We start from the raw sequence: 22,321 nt of genomic DNA, 5'->3' as shown, positions 1-22,321 counted from the left end.
AGATGAAAACCAACCACCTGGGGATTTCCGTATTCGTGCTGGGCCTGGCCGCAGTGGCCTGGGTCGGGCTGGGCTATCTGGGCAGCAACCTGCCGGCCCTGCTGGTCACCCTGCTGATCGCCGCGCTGTATCTGGTCGGCGCGCTGGAGCTGTATCGCTACAGCCAGGCCACAGCAACGCTCGAAGGTGCGCTTGGCACGCTGGACGGCGAAATGCCCGCGCTGGAGTCCTGGCTGCAAGGCCTGCACCCCTCCCTGCGCAGCCCGGTGCAGCTGCGCATCGAAGGCGGCCGCGGCGGCTTGCCCATCCCCGCGCTCACTCCCTATCTGGTCGGCATGCTGGTGCTGCTGGGCATGCTTGGCACCCTTCTGGGCATGGTGCTGACCCTGCGCGGCACCGGCATGGCGCTTCAGACCGCCACCGACCTGCAGGCGGTGCGCGATTCGCTGGCTGCCCCGGTCAGCGGCCTTGGCGTGGCGTTTGGCGCCTCGATCGCGGGTGTGGCCAGCTCGGCCGCGCTTGGCCTGATGTCGGCGCTGGTCCGGCGTGAGCGCATCCAGGTGGTGGAGGGGCTGGATGCCCACATCACCACCACCCTGCGCAGCCATTCCAGCGCCCATCAGCGCGCCCACCAGCACGAACGGGCGCTGGAACTGCTGCAGGCCCAAGCAGCCACCATGCCCGCGCTGGTGGAACGGCTGGAATCGATGATGGGTGCGCTGGAACAGCAGTCACACGCCGCGCATGAGCAGCAGGCACGCCAGCAGGACGCCTTCCACGCCAGCACCCGCGAGGCCTATCAGCAGCTGGCAGGCTCGGTCGGCCGATCCCTTGAGACCAGCGCCGCCGAAGGCGCGCGCCTCGCCGGACAGGCGCTGGTGCCGGTCATGGAATCGGCCATGGCCGACATGTCACGGCAGGCCACCTCCGTACACGAGCAGGTCACCGCCAGTGCCCGCGAACACCTGCAGGCCGTGTCTGCCGAGCTCGCCAACATGTCCCGCCAGGCCACCGCCGCGCACGACCAAGTCACCGCCAGCGCCCGCGACCATCTGCAAGCGCTGTCCGCGGAACTCGCGGCCAGCACCGCCGGCATAAGCCAAGGCTGGGAGCAGGCGCTCAGCGCCCAGGCCGTTGCCAACCAGACCCAGGCCGCCGCACTGGGCCAGGCGCTGCAGGCATTCGAGGCCGGCTTCAGCCGGCGCGCCGATGAACTGCTGGAACGCATCGGCGAGCGCATGCAGGCGATCACCGACGGCACCGCCGCGGGCTGGGAGCAGGCCCTCACCGCGCAGCGAGCCGGCCAGGAAGCGCTGGTCACCCGCCAGCAGCAGGCGTTGGACAGCACCGTGGAAGGCTTTGCCAGCCAGGCCGGCATCCTGATTGCAGGCGTCGGCGAAGCCCACGAAAAGCTGCAGCAGACCCTGGCCGAGCGCGACGAGCAGCGCCTGGCCACGTGGCGCGACAGCCTGGCCGGCATCAGCGAAGACCTGCGCGGACAGTGGGCCGAACTCACCGAGCAGAGCCGCACCCACGCCAGCGACACCGTGGCCGAAATCTCGACCCTGATGCAGGCCGCCGCCGAAGGCCCACGCGCCGCCGCGGAAACCATCGCCGAGCTGCGCCAGAGCCTGTCTGACAGCATGCAGCGCGACGCCGCCATGCTGGAGGAACGCAGCCGCATGCTGGCAACCCTGGACACCCTGCTGACCGCGGTAAACAGCGCCTCCGGCGAGCAGCGCGCTGCCATCGAGGCCCTGGTCAGCACTTCCTCGGAGTTGCTGGAGCGGGTGGGCAGCCGCTTCGGTGAACAGATCGAGGCCGGGGAAACCCGCCTGGAAGAAGCCTCCACCCGCCTGTCCACCGGCGTGGAAGAAGTGGCCACGCTGGGCGCTTCGCTGGGCAACGCCGTGCAGGCGTTCTCCGACAGCAGCGCCGGCCTGGTGGATCGCCTGCAGGCCATCGAAGGCGCGCTGGAACGCTCAATGGAACGCAGCGATGAGCAGCTCGCCTACTACGTGGCCCAGGCCCGCGAGGTGGTGGACCTGAGCGTGCTCAGCCAGCGCCAGATCATCGAAAACCTGCAGCAGCTGGCCGCGCAGGACGAACTCCCCGGGACCGTGGAATCCACCGGGGCCGATCCGGCATGAGCTCCGCGCTGGAAGGAGGCGACGACTCCGCCACACCGATCTGGGCCGCCTTCGGCGACCTGATGGCGGTGCTGCTGGGGGCGTTCGTGCTGATCCTGGTGGGGGTGATCGGGGTGCAGCTGCATCTGGAGATCCAGCTGCAGGAGGAAGTGGCCCAGCGCGAGGTCCAACAGCAGCGCCTCCAGACCCTGGAGCAGGCGCTGGCCGTGCCGCTGGCTGCCGGCCGCATCACCCTGGCCGACGGGCGCATCGGCATCAGCGGCAGCCTGCTGTTCGCCCACAACTCCGACCAGCTGCAGGGCGAAGGCGCGGAGCTGCTGGATGATCTGGCCGGGCCGCTGGCCGAATACCTGGGCGGGCGCGACGAGATCCTGATGGTCAGCGGTTTCACCGACGACCGCGCCGTGCACGCCAGCAACCGCCGCTTCGACGACAACTGGGATCTGTCGGCGCAGCGCGCGCTTACCGTCACCCGGGCGCTGGTTGAACGCGACGTACCGGCATCATCCGTGTTCGCGGCGGCCTTCGGTGACCGCCACCCGGTCGCCTCCAACGAAGACGCCGAAGGGCGCGCACGCAACCGCCGGGTGGAAATCGCCCCGGTCCCGCGGCAGGGACCCGCACCCGTCGATGGCTGAGCATCGGGACACCCTCGCCGGACTGGTGGCGCACCTCGGGGAGCAGGCCCGCCAGCGCAACGCCGCACTGCGGACCATCGGGCTGCCCGCAAGCGAATACCCCGAGCTGCCCGCCGTGGAGGCATTCCGCCGCCTGTGGGCCAGCCAGCGCCAGCAGGCGCAGCTGCGCGCCTCCATGCAGCCCCCGCCCGCCGACGCCGGCCCGCTCAACTCCGCCAACCTCGCTCACCGCGCCCTGGCAGTGATGCACGAGAGTTCGCCGGGGTATCTGCAGCACTTCATGACCTGGATGGACGCGCTGGCGTGGCTGGACCGCATGCACGCCTCCGGCGGTCTGGCTCCGCCAGGCGACAAGCCTACCAGGCGCGCCGCGAAGTCCCCCACCCGCAAGCGCAGCAGGAATCGTGCTTGAAGGCAGCCAGTCTGGAAGCAGGTGGTGTCTCCGCACCTTGATGTGGCTGGTTACAGCCCGGGGTGAAACCACGTGAACGCCACCAGCCGGACACCTCCCTCGATTTGCGAGACGAGCCCCAGCCGGCCGACCCCACCGTGGAGCGCTGGAAAATATGAAATCCCCTGAACCGCAAAGTCGGTCCTCATCTGTTCCACCACCGGACTGAACGTGCCATCGGGCAAACGGGTAAAGCTGCCCAGGATCGCTCCCTCCGATGTAGACCACAGCCCGATCAACGTCTCGGTCACCTGGCCCTCGATGCGGCGCCCGTCGATCCGTTCGGCCATCAGGAACCGGCCGCCCGCCAACTCGGGATGCGGGTCCGTGGATTCGAGCGTATGCATGCGGAACGGAAGGTCTACCGGCACGATCCGGCCCTCGGCGGTGATTCGTCCCACCGTAGACGGCTGGACATACACCAGTTCCATGACGAAGCGGGCGATCCGCTCTGCGCATGGACCGACCACCCGGTGCGAGACCGTCGGGCTGAAGGTTCCGCGACCGTCCGGTATGGAGATGCCCAGGAGCGTTTCACTTGTCGACAGAGGCTGCACCTGGAGATCCGCGAACACGGTCTCTGTCCTGTCACAGGTTGCAGATGCTGCGGTTTCAGGCAGTGGCTCAACCCCGGCGCAACCGCCTGTGAGCACTGCCAGCATCAAGGCAGGGACGAGTGCTGCTCGAAGGCCACCCGGGACCCATGGTTCCATCCACTTCACAAGTCGTACCAAACAAGATGATTCACACCCCGGGCCATGGGCGGCATAACCCTCTGGTCAATGTTGATGCACACACGTGGGTCACCCGACGGCAAGGCCTGGATCCGCGGGCGCTGGCCGACAGCGCGCTTGCGGACCTGCCAGCCCTTGAGCTGGAGGATTCGTTGCACGGTGTTCTTGTTCATGCCCAGCAACCCAGCCACCGTGCGGTAGCCAAACGACGGCTCCTCCTCGATCAGCCGCTTGATCGGCTCCGCCAGCTCCGGCTGCACCTTCGGCGGCGCTTTGGTCGGCCGGTAATACACCGTCCGGCACGGCACCCCGAACCAGCAGCACAGCTTGCTGACCGAGACCTCAAGGCCATCGTCCTTCAGTCCCTGCCGGATCGAGCTGATGAACTCTCGTCTTTGCCCAGCAGGGACTGCACATTTTCGGGCGCGCAGCTCCAGCATCGCTTCGCCATAGGCCTCCTGCAGGCCCTTGAGCTGGCGCTCGTACTGCTCGCGCACGTCCTCGGGCTTGGCCCGCAGGGCGTTCTCCATGCCCGCTTTGGCGTGCTCCATCCATTCCTCGATCTCGGACGGCGCCAGATCGAACTGACGGCTCGCCTGTGAAACAGTGGTCTTGCCCTGGATGATCTCCAGCACCAGCGCCGTCTTGCGCAGCGCCGTCCAACGTTTGATTCCTTCTTCCATCATCACGCTCATGGGTGTCTCCTTCGCAAAGTAACACCTGAGCAGGAAATCACTGGGTCATTACACCGACGAATTGTTGTTCGGCGAGGACGAGCGCGGCCCCGACGACACCTTGCGCTTGCAGTTCGACGAGGAAGAACGCCAGACCGCACAGGCCGTGCTCGAAGGACTGATCCTCAAGCACCACGCCAAGCAGTCGCAGTTGCGCATGCAGCCCGCTCGTGCCAGCGAGAAGAAGACCGCCAAAGGCTGAGCGCACTCGAAAGCCCAACAACGACAAGGCTCACGCGATGCGGGCCTTGTGCTTCATGGGCGCGGATTAATTACCTCCGCCCCCTTTAGTCTCGGCATCGCGCCTACCTTCAATAATCCGCAGCTCTCGGCCTGAAAAGTCATCAGGTTGATGTATACGAACAATGCTTCTCACTGAAAAGACCAAGTTGGGTTGTCTTGATCGCCTTTGCCCAACATTGTCCAGAGCCCCGGAAACAACAACATACGAAAATTTGTATTCCAAACCATCGTTTACAATACCCTCATCCTCTGAAGAAAGCAGAATCGCTGAAGATCTATCCCCAATTGCCCATGCTTCACGGCTTGAGTACAGAGCGCCCGGCGAAGCTTCTCCCGCAAGGAATCCACCGACTGTTATTGGCATCGACTCGTACGCTTTCGGGTTGGCCAATATTGCCACCAGTGGCAGTTCACACGGGACACCTGCCTTCTCGTAGGGGATACAACGCTGATCACTCAGCCCATCCTCAGCACTCATGCCACACGCAATGAGAAGCATCGAAGCTACAACGATAATTAGTAGCTTCATACCAACCTCAATACGGTCATGGAACGTCAGTGATGTAGTCATAAATATCCGAACTCATTGGACTCACCCCATCTCGCTTGGCTGACATTACATCCAGCCGCTTACCCGCATATGTCGTATATCCATAGAATACATACGAGTACCTGCCATTTCCCCACATCGCAGATTGAAGATCGCCACCACTAAAACCTGGCCTTGGGTGCCAGATAGCCGGGTGAGTATGGAAATCCGCCCCACCTAAAGGAGTTGGGCCTAACGAAGGCGCAACACCAACCATTCCAATGAAATCTGTTGGAAACTGAGACCTAGTTATCCCAACGATGTTGTGGACAATCGGCTCACTGACGGCGCCAAACTCTAACCGAAGGAATGCACCAACCTTCGCAAACCTCGATCTAAAGTACTTGGCGGCATCATCGAAACTGTCAAACCTGTTTCCATCCTTCCGCGACTCAAACTGACGTTCAGTTCTACTAATGATGGCGTCTGCAGCCTTCGTACGCCTTTCTACTGACCATCCCGCCTCAATCGCGTCTGTGGGGCCCATGCCGTAGCTGGCACAGGTTGCTTGAATTCTCGACGCAGCACATCCGGCACGGCCATCCGGATCCTTGAACTTGTAAGGGTTGTTGTTGGCGTAACGATAGCGATGGGACTGGCTGACCGGGCTACTGTACGCGGTCACCGGATCAACGCTGAGGAACACACCGAGCTGCGGATCGTAATAGCGCTGCTGCATATACGTCAGCCCAGTCGCCGCATCCTGCACGTGTCCGGTATACCCCGGCCCATCAAACAGCGGCTTGTTCACCAGCCGCCCGTACGGTTCGTACTCACCCGTCTCAATGGTCGCCTTGGCCGCATTCGTCACCGCGATCGGCGTCCCCAGCGCATCCGCATGCTGGTACTTCACCGTCACAGTGCTGGTCGCCAGTGGACGCTCCCGGTACGCCACCAGTCGACTGCCCAGGTACACGTAGTCGGTCCGCCGGCCGTGACGCTGGTCTTCCTGGTAGAGCAACCGGCCGTCGTTGCCGTACTGCGACAACACCTGTCCACTGCCCACCGTCTGCGCAAACACCCGCCTTCCATGGCCGTCGTACTCGTACCCCGCCTCCTGCCCTGGCACGCTGCGCAGGCGGTTGCCCAGGTCGAACTGATAGGTCTGCGCGCCCTTGCCGGCCAGGTTGCCCTGCACGTCGTACGTCAGGTTCGCCACCACCGCACCGCCCACCGTGTTCGTCACCTGGCTCAGGTGCCGGGTCGCCATGTCGTACACGTAGGTGTGGTTGCGCGCCTGGCTGCCCCCGCTCACGTTCACCGTGGCCAAGTTGTCCAGCACGTCATAGCGTAGCTGGCCACTCCGAACACCGTCGAGGCGATGCGGCCTGGGTCCAGAAAAGGCGTCAGAAGTAATTTCGCGAAAATGATGCCACATTCAACTCACTCTGACACCGCTTTCCGGATTCTCTCCTGAATATGGATTACAAGAGCCACCATCAATCGGGCCGGCACTTGTGTTCCATGCCAATTATCATTTGACGGAAATAGATAATTCGTGTCTATCCCTCTTGCCATCAAGTACACATTAAGCTGATCGGCGAACACATAAGCGGTTGTAATAAATTTGTCATTTCCACAAACCGTAAACTGTTCAAAGTCATGAGACAGGCGTGACATCACTCTTGGGATCACCTCCGAGTCTGGATCGTGGCGACCAACTTGCCCCAGTTCACTGGCCGTCCTGAGTAACGCCTCTGACTCAGCTTGCGGCAACGAATCAATCATTACGGACAAGATCGAATCCCTATCACCACTAAGATTACTGCCGTCAAGAGCTCCTTTTATTCTGGCATTAAATGTTTCAATACATTGCTCTTTCTTCGCCTCGCGATCCACAACTTTTAGCATCCCCAAAGCAGCAGAATCACTCTCCTTTTGGGTCACGCACCCAAGTAGCAACGTAACAAAAAAAGCAGTAATGCAAATCTTGTTCATTATCCACACCCCCCAACACAGACTCCTTGCGCACCCTGCTTAACTTGAAGCATATGACTCAAATTCCTGAATCTTCCGCGCCGGATCTCTTCACGCAAAATATCGGAATTTAATTTTCTAGTCTCACCACGTTGATTATGCATATATGTAGTCACGAAGCTGTTCCCCACATCATCGGGTGAAAACATCATGTTCAAATCGAAATGCCCGTGCGCCAAGGCAATCGCTCTGTCGCCATAAACAGCAACCAAAGCGCGAGTGTAGGCTGCAACCGACACAATCGTCGCCCCGGGCGGCCCCCACATAGGCTTAGTGTATCCGTAGTTTCCCTTTGTTATTCGCACAATTCCAGCCTGCGGCTCACTCTTCTCTTCCTTTGCTTGCACCTGGGTATCTTGACCAAACTGAGTTGCCGCAGCGTCCGGAGACTCGTGCCCTTCTGACTGCATAGGGACCATATCCCTCTGTTCATTAGTCGCAGGTATTTGGCCCATTACCTGTACAGCGCTCTGCTGAATTCCGGGTCTATTGAGCATTGATGTTCGCCCATCGGGGTCGGTGAACTTGTAAGGACTGTTATTTGCGTAACGGTACCTATGGAACTGACGGATCGGGCTGTCATACGCCGTCACGGGATCAACACTCAGAAACACCCCCAACATCGGATCGTAATAGCGCTGCTGCATATACGTCAGCCCAGTCGCCGCATCCTGCACGTGTCCGGTATACCCCGGCCCATCAAACAGCGGCCGGTTCACCAGCCGCCCGTACGGCTCGTACTCCCCCGTCTCGATCGTGGCCTTCGCCGCATTCGTCACCGCAACCGGCGTCCCCAGCGCATCCGCATGCTGGTACTTCACCGTCACCGTGCTGGTCGCCAGCGGCCGTTCCCGGTACGCCACCAGTCGACTGCCCAGGTACACGTAATCGGTCCGCCGGCCGTGACGCTGGTCTTCCTGGTAGAGCAACCGGCCGTCGTTGCCGTATTGCGACAGCACCTGCCCACTGCCCACCGTCTGCGCAAACACCCGCCTTCCATGGCCGTCGTACTCGTACCCCGTCTCCTGCCCTGGCACGCTGCGCAGCCGGTTGCCCAGGTCGAACTGATAGGTCTGCGCGCCCTTGCCGGCCAGATTGCCCTGCACGTCGTACGTCAGGTTCGCCACCACCGCCCCGCCCACCGTGTTCGTCACCTGGCTCAGGCGCCGGGTCGCCATGTCGTACACGTAGGTGTGGTTGCGCGCCTGGCTGCCTCCGCTCACGTGCACGGAATTGAGATTGTCCAGCACGTCATAGGCGTAGCTGGCGGTGCCAAACATGTTCGAGGTGGTCTGGATCAATCGGTCCAGTGGGTCGTAGCTCATGCCCCGGGTCTGTTTGCCGCCGGTGACGTGGTCGGTGATCTGGCTGACGTTGCCGTGCTGGTCATAGGCGTACTGCAGGTCCAGCCGCCGGTTGGCGGCCGAACACGTGCCGGACACGGCGCAGTCGGTGGTGCGCAGCGGCAGGCCGCGCGCGTTCTGGGTGGCCGTGTGCACGATCCCGTTGCCGTAGGTGAACTGCTTGAGTGTCCCGTTCGGGAAGTAGCTCACCCCGGTGGCGTAGGTGCCCGCCTGGGTCGGCTGGTCCAGGGCGTTGGGCGCGTAGCTCACCGCCAGCCCGGACGGGTAGGTCTGGCTGGCCAGGTGGCCGTTGGCGTTGTAGCCGTAGCCCAACGCCCAGGCCGCCGCGGTGCCGCGCTTGACGCTCTCGCCCACCGGCAGCCGGCGCCGGTTGTACTGGTAGGCGTTGGTCACCAGGCTGCCGCCGCTGGTGTTGTGGGTGCTGATGGTGGCCGGCAGGCCGTCGGGCGTATACGTCCAGGCCTGGTTGCCGATGCCGTTGGCGAAGCTGAGCGCGGTCAGGCGGTTGCGGGCGTCATGGCTGCGGGTGGTCTTGCGCGGGTTGATGGTGGAGTGGTTGCCGCTGGCGTGGCACGCCGTGCCTGCAGGCAGGCCAGAGGCCGACCAGGTGAGGTTGCCGGCGCCGTCGTAGCCCATCAGGGTGGCACCGGTCTCCGGTTCCACCGCCCGGCACAGCTCCTGGTGGGCGTTGTAGGTGTAGTTGCGGTCCAGCGCCACGGTGCCGCCGGTGGGACTGCTGCTGTTGCTGCGCCGCAAGCGGGTCGGCTTGCCGAACACATCGCGGGTGATGTGGGTATAGGCCCCGGCCGGGTGGGTGATGCGCAGCGGATGGTCCGTGGTTGGCTGATCCCAGGCCAGGTGGGTGGTGGTGGTCTGGTGGCCCTTGGGGTTGGTGGTGCGGATCTGGAAGCCGCTCAGGTACTGCAGGGTGCTGACCAGTACGCCCGGACTCAGCTCGCTGTCCTGCGAGACCGAGGTGGGCCGACCCAGGCTGTCGTATTCGCTCCAGGTGCCCGTGCCCGGGTTGCTGGCCGTGGACGAATAGGACGCAAAGGTGGTCCGGCCCGCGTGGTCGTAGGTGAAGCGCTGGAAGCGCTGGGTGGCGCTTTGGTTGCCGGTGTCGTATTCACGCGTCACCAGCGGCCGCCACAGGCCGTCGAAGTAGGTGATCCGGCGGCCGTTGCCCGTGGCCACGGTCTGCCGCCAGTGGCCGGCCGGGATGCCGTACTCGGCGCTGGCGATTTGCTGGAATGCCTGGGTGGTGGTGTTCCAGGCGGTGCTGTCGCCGGTGGGATAGACGATGCTGGCCAGCCGGCCCATCGCGTCGTACGTGTACCCGGTGACGTAGCCGTTTTCGTCGGTGGCCGAGGTGATCCGGCCCGCGTTGCTCACTACCGCCGATTGCGTAGCGCCTGCGGACGCTTCCGGGGTGCCGGGGTATTTGATCGATTGCGGGATGCCGCGCTTCCACGCGGTCAGGGTGATGGTATTGCCCTTCCCGTCGGCCGCCGTCCTCACCGTGCCGCGCTGGCCGCTGGCGATGGATGACGTGGTGTCGTAACCCAGCGTCTGCATGGTCTTGCCGAAGCGCTTGCTGACCAGCGGCACCGCCCATGAAGCGTGGTAGCTGGTCTCCGACATCAGCGTGCCGGAAGAGCCGCACCCCGCCGGCAGCGCGGTGGTGGGCGACACGCATCGCACCTGTGCCACCTGCCCCAGCACCCACAGCGCGGTGTTGTCGTGATAGGTGGTCTGCTCGGTGCGGGCGGGGTTGCCGGCGAGGGTGCTTGATCTGGTGACCGTGGTGGGACGTGCGAATGCGTCGAAGCACAACTTGCCCGAACAGTTGTTGTTTGCCTGCCACTGGAAGTTGACGCCCTGCAGGGCGGTCACGGATTGCCTGAGCGGTCGCAGCCAGGCCGAGCTGAGCATGTCCGCCCAGAGGCGCGGATTGCTGCCCACGGTTGCCGGAAAGTTCTGGCCGCTGGCCTGGGCCGTTGTCACGTAGGTATTGTCCTGCGTGTGCAGGATGTTGCTGGGTGAGCTGCCCTTCTCGATGGCCAGCAGCTGCCCCTCATTGAGGTTGAATCCGGTACCGAACGTATAGCGCACGTAGGTGCTTGCAGGCCCGGAAACCGTGTTCTGCTTGGTGTGGTCAAACATGAGCGGACCACCCCCGTAGGTGAAGTTCCAGGTCATGGACGGCAGCCCGGGCCCGGTCACCACCTTGGAGACCAGGCTCAGGCTCCAGTGGAACCGGGGCACTTTCATGAACCAGTACTGCGGGGAATGGATGTAGCACGCGTGCGCCGGAATATTGCTCCGGTAGTGCTGACGCACGTTGAAATTGAACTGCGCGCTTGCGCCGGAAGGCGCAGTGATGGTGAGCGCGTAGCTGCCGGTGGGGATTTCCAGGGAATCCGGGCAGCCAGTAGGGTCTTCAAAAATCGGAGACCATCCCGGCGGGTAGACCTGCAATGCGCCGGTGGTGACATAGGTCCATTTGCTGGAATCAGGCTGCGTCACCTGGGACAGGCGGTCTCCTGAGTAGGTGTAGCTCCAGTTGCCGACGCTCGAAGAGGCTGAGACAACCCTGGTGCCACTCCAGACCAGTGAAATCTGGCGTCCGTCACTGGAGCTGATGCCGGTCAGCCGGTCGCCGCTGTAGGCGTAGTCCACCCAGTTCCCAAAACGATCCTCGACGCGCGAGACCAGGAAATGGACGACCTGGCGCGGCATGGGGCCGGAATCCAGGCCGCTGTTGATGGAGGCGTGTGCCTTGGTGATGGCCCAGTCGAGGTGATATTTGACCCCCTCCGGGGACACAGCAAGGAAGGCCTGCCCGGCGTAGCCGTTCTTGGTGGCGGACTTGCAACTGATACGCCACATATCCTTCGTAATCCACGGGTACGGCCCACCACCTGCTGCGGGGATCATCGGACTGGGATTCATCAACAGTTGCTGTTCACCCGCTCCCGGCACAGACAAACGGTAGCCACCCCAGTAGTCTTCAGCCGCAACCATTGGCGTGTCCGGAAGCGCCCCCGGCGCGCTGCAGCGCTGGTTGACCGTGCCTGCGCTGGTCCGCCAGCCAAGTGAAACCGCCACTTCGCTGGACAGGCGCGGGATATCCAGGCCCCACTCTCCGAATCCACCCAGATGATTGCCGTTGACCTTCGAGCGATCATCCACCCGGAGCGTCCTGCGCAGCTCAACCGGAAGGCCGGAATTGCCGGGCACGGCGATATCCACGTTGGTAAAAGTGACGCCGCCATCGAAATGACTGATCTGGTCGCCAAACAGGGTATCCACCGATAAAGGCGCTACCGAGCGCGCCTCGTTGATCCGCTCGATTCCCTTTTCATGCAGGTTATAGGCCCCCTGTGCGCGAACCTGCCCACCGGCAAGACACAAAGCCAGCAGCCCTGCAAACCAGACAACGCTCCGCATCCTGCACACGACCCCCTCCCTGAGTCCGAACGGACTCCAAAGCCGATATCCCCATGCGATACGTACCACAGTCGCCGCCCAGCGATAGTCCGGAAACGGCGCCAATACAAGCTGCGCTGCACAAACCGCCATGAGACGAACATGAAGGGCTTGGCCAAGAGCCGCGGCAAGCGCTGGGCCGGCAGCTAGAATCGGCGCCGTCGGCCGCCCTACCGGCCTCCCCCGGATGTTCCACCAATGACCCACCGGATGCCCCGGTACTGGCGCGCCACGTGGCTCGCGGCCACCCGCCTGGGAATACTGCTGATCGCCGTCTGGGGCGCGCTGGCGCTGTGGTTCCAGGCGCCGCGCCCGGCGCTCTGGTTTCTGCTGGCCGTCTGGTGCGTCTTCGCCGCCGCGGCGCTGGCCACGCCGTGGCTGCCGCGCGGCAGGCGCACTGTGCACCTGCTGTCGGCCGCCGGTCTGGCGCTGCTGCTGACCTGGTGGACCACCCTGCAGCCATCGCATGACCGCATCTGGGCCGATGATGTCGCCCGGCTGCTGGAGTCCGAGGTCAGCGGCAGCCACGTGGTGCTGCACAACGTGCGCAATTTCGACTGGCGCTCGGAGGACGACTACAGCTCCCGCTGGGAAACACGCGAGTACGACCTGGACACGCTGGCCACGGCCGACCTGATCCTGTCCTACTGGATGGGCCCGCACATCGCACACACCCTGGTGTCATTCGGCTTCGACGACGGCCGCCAGCTGGTGTTTTCGCTGGAAATCAGGAAAGAGCAGCACGAAGCCTTCTCCGCCACCGGCGGCTTCTTCCGCAAGTTCGAAACCGTGGTGATCGCCGCGGACGAGAACGACATCGTCCGCACCCGCACCAACGCCCGTGGCGAGGATGTCCATCTGTATCGGCTCGATGCCAGCCCCGATGCTCTGCGCAAACTGCTCCTGGGCTATCTGGACGAGGCGGAAGCGATCCGCCGCACGCCGCGTTTCTACAACACCCTGGCCAGCAACTGCACCACCATCATCTACACGCTGGCGCGCGGCATCGCCCCGGCGCTGCCGCTGGACTACCGGCTGCTGCTGTCGGGCCATTTCGCCGAATACGTCCATGACGCGGGCGGACTGGTGCCTGGCCACGACTACGCCCAGCTGCAGGCCGCCGGCCGCATCAGCGACCGTGCCAGAGCGTTCACCGGCCCACCCGAAGACTTCTCCCGTGCCATCCGCACCGGAGTACCCGGCATCAAGGATCCTGCCCGGCCATGAAGCTCCCACAACGACTCCTCATCGCGTGCCTGCTGGTCTGCTCTCTTGGAGGCTGCGCGATCCTGCGCGAGTTCAAGCCGGCAGTGGCGCTTGAGCCCATGACCCCGGGCGAGTACATCGCCCTGCAGCGCGGCGACATCCTCACCAGTGGCCAGCTCAGCACGTATACGGCGCAGGCGATCCGGGTGACCGGCCTGGACCAGGGCGACTGCACGACCGCATCGCCCGGATGCATCGAAGCAGTGTCCAACGCCACCGGCCTGGGTGACGAGCGCCAGCTGTCGACACTGGCCGAACTGTGGCTGCAGCACGCCATCTCGCTGGAGGAAGGCGACCCCGACACACGCCTGCAGGCATGGATGGAGGCCGTCCGCCACGCCTACGCCTACCTGTTTTTCACCGGGCGCACGCCGGGCGACCGGGCGTTCGAGGACCGCCAGACCCAGGTTCGCGATTGGTACAACTACGCCGTCCAGGAAGCCTCCACCCTGCTGTTCGAGGAAAACATGGTCCAGCAGGCGGCCGATGCCGACGCGGGCATGCCTCAAGAAAGCGACATGCAGCGCGCCGGCTGGACGTTCCACCTTGACCTGGACAACGTGCTCCTGCCGCAAAGCAGCAGTCCGCCGCAGGAGCTGCTGCCGGCGGCGTCGCTGGCCTTCACCGGACTGCGCAGCATCTGGCGCCGCGACGGCTTTGGCGCCGAGCTGGTGGCGGTCATGGACGAGGCGTCGACCACGGCTCCCCGGCCAGCACGTGACCACGCTGCCGCGCATGGCCGCGCCGCTGGCGACCGCCCCGTGCGCCGCCCGCGACCGCCTGCGTGGAGCGAGATGCCATCGCCCGGCATCACCGTGCTGTTCCGCTTCCACAACGCGGACCTGGCCGCGGTACTTGCGGCGGACGAGGTGCAGGTGGAAGTCCACGACCCCTACGCCAGCGACAGCATCGTGGTGAACGGCCAGCGGGTGCCGCTGGCGGCCAACTTCACCGCCGGCTACGGCCTGTGGCTTGCCCGCTCGGGCTTCAACCTGGAGTCGCTGCGCACGCTGTTCGGCCGCGAGGACGGCATCCACCGCCCGCACCTGTACCTGATGCAGCCCTACGACCCGGACCGGCGGATCATCCTGATGCTGCACGGCCTGGCCAGCAGCCCGGAGGCGTGGGTGAACCTGGCCAACGAGATCCAGGGCGACGAGGATCTGCGGCGCAACTTCCAGATCTGGCAGGTCTACTACCCCACCAACGTGCCGGTGGTGCTCAACCACGCCGCGATCCGCAGCCTGCTGGCCAACGCGCTGGAACATTTCGACCCGGGCCGCACGGCAACCGCGTCGCAGGAGATCGTGCTGATCGGCCACAGCATGGGCGGGCTGATTTCCCGGCTGATGGTGTCCACCGCGGACACCGAGCTGTGGGAATGGTTTCAGGAAGGACGGAACACCGATCCGGAGCGCCTGGAACGGATCCGGCCGCGGCTCGACCCGATGCTCCGGTTCGAACCGTTCCCCGGGATCACGCGCACGGTCTTCATCGCCACGCCGCACCGGGGCACCGACGTGGCCGGCCACACCCTCGGCCGCTGGATCTCACGCCTGGTGCGCCTGCCGCTGACCCTGGTCGAAGAGCTGGGTGAAGCCTTGCAAATGCCGACCGCCCACGCCGCAGACGGGTCCAGTGGCGACACCGGGCGCCTGTCCAACAGCATCGACAACCTCGACCGCAACGACCCGTTCGTACGCGCCGCTGCGGACCTGCCGATCTCGCCAACGCTGCCCTACCACTCGATCATCGCCAGGACCGACCCCACGGTCCCGCTCGAGCAGTCCGACGACGGCCTGGTGCCCTACCCCAGCGCGCACCTGCCGGATGCGCTGTCGGAAGAAGTCATCACCTCCGGGCACAGCGTGCAGCAGACCGCGCTGGCGATCCTGGAGATCAGGCGCATCCTGCACCTGGACCTGCTGCAACGCGCGGAATCGGAAGGCCGGAAATAAGAAATGCCCGGAGGGGAGGTCCGGGCATTCCGTGCAGACAGATGGGAGAGAGGACATCGGCGCTGCAGGTGCCATTGTCCGATGGCTCCATGACACCCTGATGTCCGCCGGCCCCGGCGGCACCTGCCGTCAGGCCGGCAGCGGCGCCATCCGCTTGCGGAAGTAGTACATCAGGGCCAGCACCAGCAGCCATACCGGGATCAGCAGGATCGCCGTGCGGATGCCCGGGGTGAACCACATCACCAGCAGGATCCCGGCCAGGAACAGCAGGCACAGCACGTTGGTGAACGGCGCGCCGGGGCTGGCGAACGCCGGCTTGCGCCCTTCGCGCTGCATATGCCGGCGGAACATCAGGTGGGTGATGCTGATCATGGCCCAGTTGATCACCAGCGCCGCCACCACCAGCAGCATCAGCATGCCGAAGGCGCCTTCGGGCATGAAGAAGTTGAGCACCACGCACAGCGCGGTGGCCGCGGCCGACACGCCCAGCGCCGCCACCGGCACCCCGCGCCGGTTCACCCGGGCCAGCGATTTGGGCGCGTTGCCCTGCAGCGCCAGCCCGTAAAGCATGCGGCTGTTGCAGTACACGCAGCTGTTGTAGACCGACAGCGCCGCGGTCAGCACCACCACGTTGAGCGCGGTCGCCACCCAGCCGTTGTCCAGCGAATCAAAGATCATCACGAAGGGGCTCGCGCCTTCCTGCACCTGGTCCCACGGATACAGGGCCAGCAACACGCCCAGCGCGCCGATGTAGAAGATCAGGATGCGGTAGATGATCTGGTTGGTGGCCCTGGGGATGGTCTTGCCCGGGTCGTCGGCCTCGGCGGCGGTAATGCCCACCAGCTCCAGCCCGCCGAAGGAGAACATGATCACCGCCATTGCCATCAGCAGCCCGCTCACCCCGTTGGGGAAGAATCCGCCCAGCTCCCACAGGTTGCCCACCGAGGCCTGCGGCCCGCCGGTGCCGCTGGCCAGCAGCCAGGATCCGAACACGATCATGGCAATGATCGCGGCCACCTTCACGATCGACAGCCAGAACTCCATCTCGCCGAACAGGCGCACGTGCAGCAGGTTGATGCCGTTGACCAGCACGAAGAACGCCAGCGCCGACACCCAGATCGGGATCTCCGGCCACCAGTACTGCACGTAGATGCCGATCGCGGTCAGTTCGGCCATGCTGACCAGCACGTACAGCGCCCAGTAGTTCCAGCCCGAGAGGAAACCGGCGAAATCGCTCCAGTAGCGGTGGGCGAAGTGGCTGAACGAGCCGGCCACCGGCTCTTCCACCACCATCTCGCCCAGCTGGCGCATGATCAGGAACGCAATCACGCCGGCCACCGCGTAGCCGAGCAGCACCGACGGACCGGCCAGGCCGATCGCCGTGGACGTGCCGAGGAACAGCCCGGTACCGATGGCGCCGCCCAGAGCGATGAGCTGGATATGCCGGTTTTTCAGCCCGCGGCTGAGGGTGTTGCCTTCTGTTGGGTTCATGCGACTGCCATCGGCTGTTGCGTCAAAGTCGGGCAGCATAGCCGGACCGCGCCGATCGCGGGCAGTGTCCTTGGTCCGGTCAGGCCATGAAATCCGCGAGCGCGGAACTGAACGCGTCAGTCGATTCAATGTTGACGATATGCCTGCCCGGCAGCGACAGGTGCCTGCCGTCCGCCACACCATCGGCGATCGCCTGCAGGTCGTCCGGGGTGCATACCGGGTCGTCATCGCCCGAGATCGCCAGCACCGGCACGGTGATCCGGCCGATGTCGGCACGCAGGTCGGCGCCGGCCAGCGCGGCGCAGCAGCCGGCGTAACCCTCGGCCGAGACGGCGGCAAAGCGCGCCAGGATGTCTTCCACCACGCCCGGGTTGGCGGCGATGAAGGCGGGAGTAAACCAGCGATCGGCAGTCGCATCGAGCAGCGGCGCCAAGCCCTTGTCCCGCACCAGCGCGATGCGCTGGTTCCAGCCGTCGGCGGTGCCGATCTTCGAAGCGGTAGCGCACACCGCCAGCCGTTCGATCCGGTCGCCGGCATGGATCCCGAGCCACTGCCCGACCAGACCGCCGATCGACAGCCCGCAGAAGTTGGCCCGCTCGATCTCCACCGCATCCATCAGCGCCAGCACGTCGCCGCCAAGGTCGGTCAGCGAATACGGCCCTTCGGCGGCGGTGGACTGGCCATGGCCGCGGCGGTCATAGCGCAGCACCCGGAAACTCCCGGACAGTGCTTCGGCCTGCGCGTCCCACATATGCAGGTCGGTGCCCAGCGAATTGCAGAACACCAGCCACGGGCCGGTGTTGCCATCCACGCGGTAGTGCAGCCGGTGGGTGGGAAGGTCAAGAAATGCCATGCGTCCTCCTCAGACCCGCTCGACGGCCAGCGCCACGCCCATGCCCACGCCTACGCACAGCGTGGCCAGGCCCAGGCGCCCGCCGGTCTTCTCGAGCTGGTGCACCAGGGTCAGCGCCAGGCGCGCGCCGCTCATGCCCAGCGGATGGCCGAGCGCGATCGCGCCGCCATTGGGGTTCACCTGCGGAGCGTCATCGGCCAGGCCCAGGCCGCGCAGCACGGCCAATGACTGGCTGGCGAACGCCTCATTGAGTTCGATCGCGTCGAAATCGTCGATGCCAAGGCCCAGCCGCGCCATCAACTTCTTCGTCGCCGGCACCGGGCCCATGCCCATCACCCGCGGCTCCACGCCGGCCGAGGCCATGCCGAGGATGCGCGCGCGTGGGGTCAGGCCGAAGCGCTTCACTGCCTCCTCGCTGGCCACGATCAGCGCCGCGGCGCCGTCGTTGATGCCCGAGGCGTTGCCCGCGGTCACGGTGCCGTCGGCGAACAGCGGCCTCAGCTTCGCCAGCGCCTCTGCATTGGTGTCCGGGCGCGGATGCTCGTCGGTGTCCACCTCAACGGTTTCACCGCGCCGCACGCCCGGCACGGTCACCGGAATGATCTCTTCGGCATGGAAGCCCGACTCCCGCGCAGCGGCCGTACGCCGCTGGCTGCGCAGGGCGAAGGCGTCCTGGTCATCACGGCTGATGCCGTGCTCCCGGGCCACGTTCTCGCCGGTCTGCGGCATCGACTCGGTGCCATGGGCCGCGTCCAGGGCCGGATTGACGAAGCGCCAGCCCATGGTGGTGTCTTCAAGCTGCTGGCCCCGGCCCCAGGCGCGATCGGACTTGCCGACCACGAATGGCGCGCGGGTCATCGACTCCACGCCGCCGGCGATCGCCAGCGCCATCTCGCCGGCATGGATGGCACGCGCCGCCTGGCCCACTGCCTCCAGCCCGGAGGCGCACAGCCGGTTGAGCGTCACTCCCGGCACCGTGGCTGGCAGGCCGGCCAGCAGCAGGCTCATGCGGGCCACGTTGCGGTTGTCCTCGCCGGCCTGGTTGGCGCAGCCGTAGAACACTTCCTCGATCGCTTCCGGATCCAGCCCCGGATTGCGCTGCAGCAGCGCCCTGAGCGGCAGCGCGCCCAGGTCGTCGGCCCGCACCGCCGAGAGGATGCCGCCGTAACGACCGATCGGCGTGCGCACGGCATCGCAGATGAAAGCCTGGCTCATTGTTCCTGCACTCCCTTGGGTCATGCCGCCATTTCCAGATCCAGCCCGGTCAGTTGGCGCACCTCGTCAAGACTGACGCCATCCACCAGCTCGATCATCCGCGCGCCTTCGCGGCCGACCGAGAACACCCCCACATCGGTATACACCCGCGACACGCTGCCCAGACCGGTCAGCGGATAGGTGCATTCGGCAACGAGTTTGCTCTCACCCTTGCGGGTCATCAGGTCCATCAGCACGAATACCTGCTTGGCGCCGATCGCCAGGTCCATCGCCCCGCCCACCGCCGGGATCGCGCCCGGCGCGCCGGTGCTCCAGTTGGCCAAGTCGCCATGCTGGGAGACCTGGAACGCACCCAGCACGCAGATGTCCAGGTGTCCGCCGCGCATCATCGCGAACGAATCGGCGTGGTGGAAATATGCACCGCCCGTCAGCAGCGTCACCGGCTGCTTGCCGGCGTTGATCAGGTCGGGATCCTCCTGCCCCGGCTCCGGCGCCGGGCCCATGCCGAGCAGGCCGTTCTCGCTCTGCAGGAACACCTCCTTGTCGGCAGGCAGGTAGTTGGCAACGCTGGTGGGCAGGCCGATGCCCAGGTTCACGTAGGCGCCCTCGGGAATGTCCCGGGCCACCCGTTCGGCCATCTGTTCGCGGCTCAAGCGGCTCATGCTGCACCTCCGGTAGCCACCACCCGCTGCACGAAAATGCCGGGGGTGACGATGTGTTCGGGATCAAGCGCGCCCAGCTCCACCACTTCGCTGACCTGGGCAATGGTGGTGGCGGCAGCCGTGGCCATGATCGGGCCGAAGTTGCGCGCCGCCTTGCGGTACACCAGGTTGCCCCAGCGATCACCGTGGTAAGCCTTGATCAGGGCGAAATCGGCGCGGATCGGATACTCGAGCACGTACTGGCGCCCGTCGATCTCGCGCGTCTCCTTGCCTTCGGCCAGCTCGGTGCCGTAACCGGTGGGGGTGAAGATCGCCCCCAGCCCGGCACCGGCCGCCTGGATGCGCGCGGCCAAATTGCCCTGCGGCACCAGCTCCAGCTCGATCTCCCCAGCCTCGTAGGCTTTGTCGAAATGCCATGAGTCGGACTGGCGCGGGAACGAGCACACCACCTTATTCACCCGCTTGTTGGCGATCAGTGCGGCCAGCCCGGTATCACCGTTGCCGGCATTGTTATTGATGATGGTCAGGCCGCTGGCGCCGTGCTCGATGAGCGCATCGATCAGCTCATCGGGCATGCCGGCCGTGCCGAATCCCCCGATCATCACCGTGGCGCCGTCGGGGATATCCGCCACCGCCGAGGCCAGGGTCCATGTTGTCTTGTCGATCATGACTTTGTTTCTCCTGTCAGCGCGGATGGCCGGGCATCAGCCCAGATCACCACCCGCCACCGGCAGCACGCTGCCGGTAATGTAGGACGCCTCGTCGGAGGCCAGGAACAGGATCGGCGCCACCTGTTCGGCAACGCTCGCATAGCGTTTTAAGAAGCTGGATGACTTGACCTGTTCCACCGTCCCGGCCATCCATGCCTGTTCCTCCGCAGTATCGCCTGCGGCATTGCGCGGCACGCGGCGCGGGCCCACATCGGTGCCGCCGGGCGCCGTGGCCACGACGCGGATGTTGCGCTCGGCCACCTCCATCGCCAGCGATTGGGTGATCGCGTTCACCCCGCCCTTGGCTGCCGAATACGGCACCCGGTGGATACCGCGCGTGGCGTTGGACGACACGTTGACGATGGTGCCGCCGCCGCGGGCGAACAGGTGCCTGAGCACCGCGTGGCAGCAGTACAGCGTGGGCATCAGCGAGCGCCTGATCTCGGCGTCGATCTGGGCCGGCTCGAACCGGTCGAACGGGCGCATGCGGATCGCACCGCCCACGTTGTTGATCAGGATATCGATGCCGCCGAAGGTGCGGGTGGCGAAGTCCATCGCCGCCTCCGCACCCGCCCAGGTTTCCAGGTCGGCGTTGAAGGCGGCGCTTTGTCCGCTGGCCCCGGCGGCCACTTCATCCACGAAGTCCGCCCGGTCCACGAATACCACCTGGCCGCCCTCGGCCGCAGCGCGCAGGGCGACATCGCGGCCAATGCCCTGGGCGGCACCGGTCACCACGATGACCTTGCCGCTGAAGCGCTGCCCGCTCATGCAGCCTCGGCCCGCACGGCGGGGTTGGGGGTGAACTTCTCGTAGTGGAAGCTGGCGGGCTCCACGCCGGCCTCGCCAAAGTGCCCGCGTACCGCATCCACCATTGGCGGGGGCCCGCACAGGTACACATCCACGTTGCCGCCATGCAGCACTTCGGCCGGCATGTGCTGGGTCACCCAGCCCTTGCGCGGATGGCTGCTGGCCTCGTCGGCCACCACGGTGGTGAAGCTGAAGGCGGGCAGCTGGTCCGCATAGGCCTGGAGCCGGTCGACCAGCACCAGGTCGGCATCGCGGGTCACCCCGTAGATCATGTGCACCGGCTGGGTCGATCCAGCCCGCACCAGCGTTTCCAGCATCGACAGGAACGGCGCCAGGCCGGTGCCGCCAGCCAGCAACAGCAGCGGCCGCTCCACCGCGCGCAGATAGAAGCTGCCCAGCGGACCGGTCAGCTCCAGCGACTGTCCCGGCTGGGCATCCTGCAGCCAGGCCCCCATCAGTCCGCCGTCGATGGACTTGATCAGGAAGCTGACACGCTGCTCGCCCGGCACCGAGCTGAAGCTGTAGGAGCGGCCCTGGCCGCTGCCCGGCACCTCGATGTTGACGTACTGTCCCGGCAGGAAGGCCGCCGCCTCCCCGGCCACGTCCAGCTGCAGCACGATCGCAGCGTCGTTGTGCCGCTCGATCCCGGCCACCGTCGCCGTTGACGTCACCAGGCCGGTCTTGCAGGCGCTGGAAGGCACCGGCACGGCAATCACGCAGTCGGACGAGGGCTGCATCTGGCAGGTCAGCACCAGTCCGGATTCCTTCTCGTCATCGGCCAGCGCATCCTCGATGTAGTCGTCGCCCAGGTCGTAGCTGCCGCTCTCGGCCCGGCACTTGCAGGTGCCGCACACGCCATCCGAGCAGTCCATCGGCAGGTTGATCCGGTTGCGGTAGGCGGCATCAAGCACCGTCTCGCCTTCCCCGCACTGGATGAAACGGGTGACACCATCTTCGAAATTCAAAGCAACGCTGTAGCTCATCTGCCTT

General features: G+C 65.2%; 19 protein-coding genes. 6 read left to right on the top strand and 13 right to left on the bottom strand.

Annotated features, from left to right (window positions below):
* Positions 1 to 2: 2 nt before the first annotated feature.
* Genes ACW7G2_RS10985 through ACW7G2_RS10975 form a run of 3 tightly spaced genes read left to right on the top strand, consistent with a single transcriptional unit; the run spans position 3 to position 3,200 of the window.
* Entirely contained in the window at positions 3 to 2,150 is a 2,148-nt protein-coding gene (locus ACW7G2_RS10985) for a DUF802 domain-containing protein (protein ID WP_456975677.1), read from the top strand.
* Positions 2,147 to 2,788 carry an OmpA family protein gene (locus tag ACW7G2_RS10980; RefSeq protein WP_456975675.1) on the top strand — a complete coding sequence of 214 codons (642 nt, stop codon included), beginning with the start codon at positions 2,147 to 2,149 and terminating at the stop codon, positions 2,786 to 2,788. The genes ACW7G2_RS10985 and ACW7G2_RS10980 overlap by 4 nt, the downstream gene beginning before the upstream one ends.
* Positions 2,679 to 3,200, top strand: a complete 522-nt coding sequence (locus tag ACW7G2_RS10975; RefSeq protein ID WP_456975673.1) for a DUF2894 domain-containing protein — start codon at positions 2,679 to 2,681, stop codon at positions 3,198 to 3,200. Before ACW7G2_RS10980 ends, ACW7G2_RS10975 begins: the two co-directional genes overlap by 110 nt.
* Positions 3,201 to 3,250: 50 nt before the next feature.
* On the opposite strand, the gene ACW7G2_RS10970 is transcribed toward ACW7G2_RS10975, so the two are convergent.
* Together ACW7G2_RS10970 and ACW7G2_RS10965 are read right to left on the bottom strand one after the other, a co-directional pair.
* Entirely contained in the window at positions 3,251 to 3,814 is a 564-nt protein-coding gene (locus tag ACW7G2_RS10970; RefSeq protein WP_456975671.1) for a hypothetical protein, read from the bottom strand.
* 143 nt (positions 3,815 to 3,957) lie between these two features.
* Entirely contained in the window at positions 3,958 to 4,668 is a 711-nt protein-coding gene (locus ACW7G2_RS10965; protein ID WP_456975669.1) for a transposase, read from the bottom strand.
* 64 nt (positions 4,669 to 4,732) lie between these two features.
* On the opposite strand from ACW7G2_RS10965, the gene ACW7G2_RS10960 reads away from it, so the two are divergent.
* The gene (locus ACW7G2_RS10960; protein WP_456975667.1) at positions 4,733 to 4,909 is read left to right on the top strand and encodes a hypothetical protein; all 177 of its coding nucleotides are present in this window, start codon (positions 4,733 to 4,735) and stop codon (positions 4,907 to 4,909) included.
* A gap of 66 nt (positions 4,910 to 4,975) precedes the next feature.
* Here the strand turns inward: ACW7G2_RS10960 and ACW7G2_RS10955 are convergent, their stop codons facing one another.
* The 4 genes from ACW7G2_RS10955 to ACW7G2_RS10940 are packed head-to-tail and all read right to left on the bottom strand — an operon-like array spanning position 4,976 to position 12,330.
* Positions 4,976 to 5,521, bottom strand: a complete 546-nt coding sequence (locus tag ACW7G2_RS10955) for a hypothetical protein (RefSeq protein WP_456975665.1) — start codon at positions 5,519 to 5,521, stop codon at positions 4,976 to 4,978.
* Entirely contained in the window at positions 5,496 to 6,917 is a 1,422-nt protein-coding gene (locus tag ACW7G2_RS10950) for an RHS repeat-associated core domain-containing protein (protein WP_456975663.1), read from the bottom strand. Before ACW7G2_RS10950 ends, ACW7G2_RS10955 begins: the two co-directional genes overlap by 26 nt.
* 5 nt (positions 6,918 to 6,922) lie before the next feature.
* Complete coding sequence (locus ACW7G2_RS10945) at positions 6,923 to 7,477, bottom strand: hypothetical protein (protein ID WP_456975661.1); 555 nt, start codon at positions 7,475 to 7,477, stop codon at positions 6,923 to 6,925.
* The gene (locus ACW7G2_RS10940; protein ID WP_456975891.1) at positions 7,477 to 12,330 is read right to left on the bottom strand and encodes an RHS repeat domain-containing protein; all 4,854 of its coding nucleotides are present in this window, start codon (positions 12,328 to 12,330) and stop codon (positions 7,477 to 7,479) included. Before ACW7G2_RS10940 ends, ACW7G2_RS10945 begins: the two co-directional genes overlap by 1 nt.
* Positions 12,331 to 12,567: 237 nt before the next feature.
* Here ACW7G2_RS10940 and ACW7G2_RS10935 point away from each other — a divergent pair, with 237 nt between their 5' ends.
* Both ACW7G2_RS10935 and ACW7G2_RS10930 read left to right on the top strand, forming a co-directional pair.
* Positions 12,568 to 13,596: a lipoprotein N-acyltransferase Lnb domain-containing protein gene (locus tag ACW7G2_RS10935; protein ID WP_456975659.1), complete on the top strand. Its 1,029-nt coding sequence runs from the start codon at positions 12,568 to 12,570 to the stop codon at positions 13,594 to 13,596.
* The gene (locus ACW7G2_RS10930) at positions 13,593 to 15,593 is read left to right on the top strand and encodes an esterase/lipase family protein (protein WP_456975657.1); all 2,001 of its coding nucleotides are present in this window, start codon (positions 13,593 to 13,595) and stop codon (positions 15,591 to 15,593) included. The genes ACW7G2_RS10935 and ACW7G2_RS10930 overlap by 4 nt, the downstream gene beginning before the upstream one ends.
* 129 nt (positions 15,594 to 15,722) lie before the next feature.
* Here ACW7G2_RS10930 and ACW7G2_RS10925 read toward each other — a convergent pair whose 3' ends face one another.
* From ACW7G2_RS10925 to benC, 7 genes are all read right to left on the bottom strand, one after another.
* A complete protein-coding gene (locus ACW7G2_RS10925; protein ID WP_456975655.1) occupies positions 15,723 to 17,084 on the bottom strand; it encodes an amino acid permease in 1,362 nt (453 codons plus the stop codon).
* Positions 17,085 to 17,163: 79 nt separating this feature from the next.
* Positions 17,164 to 17,937, bottom strand: a complete 774-nt coding sequence (pcaD, locus tag ACW7G2_RS10920; RefSeq protein WP_456975653.1) for a 3-oxoadipate enol-lactonase — start codon at positions 17,935 to 17,937, stop codon at positions 17,164 to 17,166.
* A gap of 9 nt (positions 17,938 to 17,946) precedes the next feature.
* The gene (gene pcaF / locus ACW7G2_RS10915) at positions 17,947 to 19,152 is read right to left on the bottom strand and encodes a 3-oxoadipyl-CoA thiolase (protein ID WP_456975651.1); all 1,206 of its coding nucleotides are present in this window, start codon (positions 19,150 to 19,152) and stop codon (positions 17,947 to 17,949) included.
* A gap of 20 nt (positions 19,153 to 19,172) precedes the next feature.
* A complete protein-coding gene (locus ACW7G2_RS10910) occupies positions 19,173 to 19,814 on the bottom strand; it encodes a 3-oxoacid CoA-transferase subunit B (RefSeq protein WP_456975649.1) in 642 nt (213 codons plus the stop codon).
* Complete coding sequence (locus ACW7G2_RS10905) at positions 19,811 to 20,482, bottom strand: 3-oxoacid CoA-transferase subunit A (protein WP_456975647.1); 672 nt, start codon at positions 20,480 to 20,482, stop codon at positions 19,811 to 19,813. The genes ACW7G2_RS10910 and ACW7G2_RS10905 overlap by 4 nt, the downstream gene beginning before the upstream one ends.
* 36 nt (positions 20,483 to 20,518) lie before the next feature.
* On the bottom strand, positions 20,519 to 21,292 hold the full coding sequence (gene benD / locus ACW7G2_RS10900; RefSeq protein WP_456975645.1) for a benzoate diol dehydrogenase BenD: 774 nt from the start codon (positions 21,290 to 21,292) through the stop codon (positions 20,519 to 20,521).
* Positions 21,289 to 22,314, bottom strand: a complete 1,026-nt coding sequence (gene benC / locus ACW7G2_RS10895; RefSeq protein WP_456975643.1) for a benzoate 1,2-dioxygenase electron transfer component BenC — start codon at positions 22,312 to 22,314, stop codon at positions 21,289 to 21,291. The genes benD and benC overlap by 4 nt, the downstream gene beginning before the upstream one ends.
* Between the last annotated feature and the right edge of the window lie 7 nt (positions 22,315 to 22,321).

The sequence above is a fragment of the Luteimonas sp. A277 genome (genome assembly GCF_054052045.1).
Note: the sequence above shows the minus strand (reverse complement) of the source record. Positions and strands in the feature narration are given on the sequence as shown.